Raw genomic sequence first — 4,219 nt, forward strand, 5'->3', positions numbered from 1 at the left:
TAGGCTCTTAGGCGAGTAAGTTGAGCGAGAGGGAGATCCATGGGGTGAAAGGTTGGTCGCCTCTTGAGGTCAGAGAGGTAGCCTACCTGTCCTTTCTGCACGACGATCGAGCCATCACGAAGGTGGCTGTCGGGAGCGGAGAGGAAGGGGCGAGGAGATGTGTCAAAGACTTCCCGATACTCGGTTGTGGGGACCACCTGGCCTTGTCCTGCTTCATCTGTGAAGTCGAAGAGAGAAGCCTCTTGGATCGTATCGCGAGCAGGCTGCTTACGCCTGCGGGATGTTTGGGTCTTAGTTTCCGTATGAGCCTTCTGTGAGGAGGGGCTATGCTTTGGGGTATTAGCCTTGAGTTCGGCACTCACCCGCTCTACTTCCAGAGTCCAGAGGGTGTATTCTTCTGGGGCAAAGAGTAGCTCCTCCTGCTCGTGGCTTGCCTGCATGATGGGGTGATGATCGTCATCAAAGTACACGGTCTGCCCATTCATCTCTCGGGGAGCTTCCATGTCGGGTCGTCGCTCAGGTGCTTCATACTGACGAAACAGGGTGAGTGCAGGGACTCCCTCAGGAGCAATTTCTTCGTTAGAGAGTATCCTTTGTCCCTTGTCTAGCTCCTCTGTCGGGTTCTCTTCAGCCTGTAGAGCTTCCTTTGTGAAGTGCCCTTGTACAAGCTCTTCAAGCTCTTCTATCTGATGGAGCTTAGTGGGAGAGAAGTAGAGGTCTCGCTCAATGCGTAGCCCTTTTATTTGGACCTCTTCCATCTCATCGAGCGAGATGTTCCCGAGCTCCCATCCATAGCCCATGGTAACTGCCCCAAAGCCGATACGCTCTTTCGGGTCGTACTCCAGGAGGTAGGCGGTGTAAGCTCCAGCGGGGAAGAAGTAGCGAGCATAGGCGGTACGATCACCGAGGAGCTCGTTTTCTGTACTGTAGAGCTGGGGGAGGCTCTTCTCGATGGCCTTAGGCATCAGCTTAAAGGCATCGTCTCTTTCTTTGTCTTTCTTCTGAGCCTCCTTCTGCGGGGATCCTACGGTCACTCCGAGAGCGAGTAGCTTCTTCTCGGCTTCTGCTTGGCGCTCTTCTTCAGTCGTTGCTACTCCTGTGTTGTAGAGCTTTCGATCGAAGTGCTGTGCTACATCCTGAGCAAGCTGTATCCGTAGACTATCAGCCATCTCGTCTATGCCCCCATCAAATTGGTATATCCAGGCTGCTTTCCCGTAGGGGTTGGTTCCCATGGTTCGCTCGGTCGCGATCGTATGCGAGCGGACCTCTTCCCATGGGCTCTCAAAAAGTGAGTTGTGGGTGAAGGCTATGGAGAAGCCATCGCCACTGGGCACGGCTGCGGTACGTACGAAGCGCTCTTCTTCGCCTGGCGTTATTCCCTTGCCCGTTTGCTTTTGTAGGACGATGAGGTCACTGCCGACCTCGGTTCCGGCATGCTCAGAGAACATGCCTGAGGGTAGGCGAATGGCCGAGATGAGTCGGCTCTGCTCCATCAGATAGCGTCGGAAGATCTCGTTGTACGGGGAATCAAGTAATCCCTGCGACGTGATGAACGCCAGGACGCCACCCTCTCGTAGGCTATCCAGCCCCTTGATGAAGAAGTAATTATGGATGGTGCGTGTTGCTTCCCGCTTGATGCTATCTTTCCCTTTGGAGTAGGCGCGATCATAGACCATGAAGTCACCGAAGGGGATGTTGCTTGTGATGAGGTCATACCGGTCAGTCTCGGCGAGCTCACCGAGGGATTCGAAGGGTGCTTGGTGAACCGTGACTTTGCTCTCTCCAAGGGGATGGAGTGCTTGGGCTATCCGAGCCGTGAGTAAGTCCTTTTCGAGCGCGTCGATACGGCGAGCATAAGGGGCAAAGGTATCGGCAAAGGCTCCTATCCCAGATGATGGATCCAGGCAAGAGTGAAACTCCACTCCGGTCTCAGCTAAGGCTGTGGCGATGGCGGAGACTATGCGCGTGTCGGTATAGAAGGAGGTCAAGACACTAGCCTTGATACTCTCCCAGTAACGTTTGGCGATCAGAGCATCGGGAGCTTCTCGGTAGATGAGCTGCTTCAAGGTGCAGGTGGGCTTGAAGAGCTCTTGCTCGGACTTTGCCCAGTAGCGAATATCTTCGGGCTGCTCGGTGCGATTCAGTACGCATTTGAGCCCTCCGAAGCCTTGGTATGCGGCTAGTATGATCCGCTCTTCTTCGGTGGCTAGCCTTTGCTCTTTCTCGAGGCGAAGGATGATACGGATCGCTTGGGTATTGGCCGCAAGTACGGCTTTCTTGTTGTAAGGCATAGCTGAGTTTGTGCTTCTGGGAGGTGTGTTCCAGAGGTCGTTTGAAAAGGTGCTAATGTCCCGCTGAAAAGAGGCTAATCTTTTGCCCAAAAGATTAGCCTCTTTTTCTCGGTCTATAAGGCGCTTTCCTGAGGATGGTTAGCGTCTTCTGTGAGGTTGGCTATTGGAGTCGAATTCAAAGCCCGTTGAGCCGTCCCCTCGGAGGGTGATGTGGGCGTTGAACTTCTTGCCCGCTTTGTTCTGAAAGCCTTTGATGAGGCAGGTCCGTCTACTGATAAGGAGCTCCTTGATGTGTGCTTCTGTGAGCTTTACCCCGCAGATCTCACGGAAGATGTGGAAGTCACACGTCTCGTTGCGGCACTTGACGATCTTGGCAAAGATGCCCACAGAGTCCTGGGCACAGAGCGGGCAGCGGTAGGAGGGATAGGCTGGAGCTTCAGCCTGCAGGGCGAGGAGCTTGTGACAGATGTCTGTGGTGTAGCTTCTGATTCGGAGAGCGAAGTCTTCGGCAGAAGCCTTCCCCGCTTCTATAGCTGAGAGGGTGAGCTCCCAGTTGGCCGTGAGTTCGGCATTGGCTAGTTCCTGGTCCTTGACGAGCTGATAGACGGACAGCCCTTTCTCTGTGGGGATGAGCGTCTTCTTTTCCCGACGGATGAGTTCGCGTAGGATGAGTGCCTCGATGATGCTTGCGCGGGTAGCGGGTGTCCCGAGTCCACATTCGGCAATCGCCTTGCGACTCTCAGCATCGGTCAGCTCCCGCCCAGCATGCTCCATGGCGGAGAGTAGGGAGGCTTCGGTAAACAAAGGCTTGGGCTTGGTCTGATGCTCCGTGATCTCAGAGTGACGAAGGGGTAAGTGCTCCCCTTCGGTGAGCGTGGGGAGTTGTTCGAGGAGCTCTTCTTCGTCGTCTGTCGCCTCCACTTTGTCCTTTCCTCCGTCTTGAGAATAAGCTCTCCAGCCCAGCGACAGTCTATGTGTAGCCCGCCAACTGTAGCGGTAGGTCCCGTCGCTCAGCTCCGCCTGCATACGCTCTTCTTCGCTGTTGGGAGCAAAGGCTTCGATGAAACGGCTGAGGATCATCTGATAGAGCATTGTCTCTTCTGGAGATAGTCCCTCGGGGGACTCACCTGTTGGGAGGAGAGCATGATGGTCGGTCACCCGATGATTGTCGACAGCATGCCGATTAAGCGGTTGGCTAAGAGTGATACCTAGCTGATGGAGTAGGGTAGGGAGCATCTCGAAGACATCTTCGCTGATGTAGCGACTCCCGGTGCGGGGGTAGCTTATGATCTTCTTTTCATAAAGAGCTTGGGCTAGCGACAGGGTCTTGTCGGCCGAGAAGCCGTGCTTGCGGTTGGCGTCTTTCTGAAGTGTGGTGAGGTCAAAGAGGAGAGGAGGTGGGGTCTCGGTGCACTTTCTCTCGACCGATAGGATCTTCAGATGGGGCTGACCACTTAGTATTTTCAGGACGCTTTGGGCAAGGTCCTTGTCCTCAAAGCGCTCTTGACAAAGCGCCTTGAGGAGGATGCCGTCTTGCTCAATTGTGGCATGGAGTCTCCAATAGGGGCGGGATGAAAAGCCTTGATGCTCTAAGAAGCGACGACATACTAGGGCGAGTGTCGGGGTCTGTACACGCCCCAGCGAATAGGCTCCACGGCGAGCTATCGAGAGTGCTCGGCTGGCATTGATGCCGACGAGCCAGTCTGCCTCGCTACGAGCTTTGCCTGCTAGGTAGAGTGCATCATACTGCTCCCCAGGTTTGAGCTTGGCTAGTCCCTCCCGAATTGCCTTGTCGGTGAGGGATGAGATCCATAGCCGTTGGAAGGGCTTTCGGCAGGCGAGGTAGGTGTAGATGTAGCGGAAGATGAGCTCTCCTTCTCTTCCTGCATCGGTAGCGACGATGATCTGCTCGGCACGCTCGAAGCAGG

General features: G+C 54.9%; 2 protein-coding genes. Both read right to left on the reverse strand.

What is annotated here, in order from left to right; translation table 11 throughout:
- A partial coding sequence (locus HMPREF1323_RS01610) for a DUF2958 domain-containing protein (protein WP_009432417.1) occupies positions 1–2,291 on the reverse strand: 2,291 nt, incomplete at its 3' end.
- Positions 2,292–2,429: 138 nt separating this feature from the next.
- Positions 2,430–4,219, reverse strand: a 1,790-nt coding sequence (locus HMPREF1323_RS01615) for a type IA DNA topoisomerase (protein WP_009432418.1), incomplete at its 5' end; no start/stop codon positions are given.

It is taken from the genome of Porphyromonas sp. oral taxon 279 str. F0450 (assembly GCF_000292995.1).
In the GTDB taxonomy this organism is placed as follows: domain Bacteria; phylum Bacteroidota; class Bacteroidia; order Bacteroidales; family Porphyromonadaceae; genus Porphyromonas; species Porphyromonas pasteri.